This window comes from Streptomyces alkaliphilus, assembly GCF_014141535.1.
Lineage (GTDB): Bacteria > Actinomycetota > Actinomycetes > Streptomycetales > Streptomycetaceae > Streptomyces > Streptomyces alkaliphilus.
The window spans coordinates 1-1,064 of the sequence record NZ_VKHT01001353.1; the positions used below are offsets into that span (position 1 = coordinate 1).

A 1,064-nucleotide genomic window follows, 5' to 3' on the forward strand; every position below is an offset into this window, starting at 1 on the left:
CCCCCAGCGCGCGCCGCAGGGCGTCGGTGGTCTCCTCGTGGTGGGGCCGCGCCGCGAGGTGGGCGAGTGTCGGGGGCAGCACCGTCTCGCCGTGCAGGGCGCCCAGCAGGTTGCCGCATATCGAGCCGGTGGAATCGGAGTCCCCGCCGTGGTTGACGGCCAGCAACAGGCCGTGCCGGGGACTCTGCGCGACCAGTGCGCAGTAGACCCCGATCGACAGGGCCTCCTCGGCCGTCCAGCCCTCTCCCAGCGCCTCCACCCGATCGGGCCCCGGCGTCCCCTGCCGCACCGCCCCCAGCGCGCGCCGCAGGGCGTCGGTGGTCTCCTCGTGGTGGGGCCGCGCCGCGAGGTGGGCGAGTGTCTTCCGCACGGCCGCGTCGAGTCCGTCGCCGCGCACGACGCAGTGCACGATCAGCGCCAGGGCCCCGGCCGACAGTCCGGCGGTGGGGTGGCCGTGGGTGTGGGCCGAGCACTCCACGGCGAGTTGCAGGACCAGGTGCGGGTCCCAGCCGACCAGGAGCCCGAAGGGCGCGGACCGCATGACCGTGCCACAGCCCTTGGAATCGGGGTTCTTGGGGTTCTCGGGGGTGCCCATACGGGCGTCGCCGAGCCCCAGCAGGCACGCCCGGCCGGGCTCGCGACGGGCGTAGAGCCACTCCTGACGGGCCAACCAGCCGTCGCCGGCCCGGCGCTCGTCCGGGCCCCAATCACGCTGGGTGCGGTACCAGCGCAGGTGGGCGGCGTGCACGTCGCCGGGCGGGTGCCAGACGCCGCTGTCACGGCGGATGTGCGCGCGGATCAGTCCGTCCACCGTGAACAGGCTCATCTGGGTGTCGTCGGTGACCGCTCCCCGCCGGCCGTAGGCGGGCACGTAGTCGGTGACGCCATGCGGGCCGTGCCGCTCCCGGATGGTCTCCAGGGAGTCGAACTCGATGCCCGCGCCCAGCGCGTCACCGATGGCCCCGCCGAGCAGGCAGCCGCGCACCCGGCTGCGGAAATCCTGCTGTTCGGCCCGCCCCCACACCCCGCCGCCGGTCGCCGTCACCGCGGTCATCGGCCACCCC

Annotated in this window: 1 protein-coding gene; it reads right to left on the reverse strand. The window is 75.1% G+C overall.

Annotation, left to right across the window (positions count from 1 at the left end):
* Positions 1-1,054 (reverse strand): ADP-ribosylglycohydrolase family protein (locus FNQ90_RS24430; protein ID WP_182608326.1); only part of this gene is annotated, 1,054 nt, incomplete at its 3' end.
* Between the last annotated feature and the right edge of the window lie 10 nt (positions 1,055-1,064).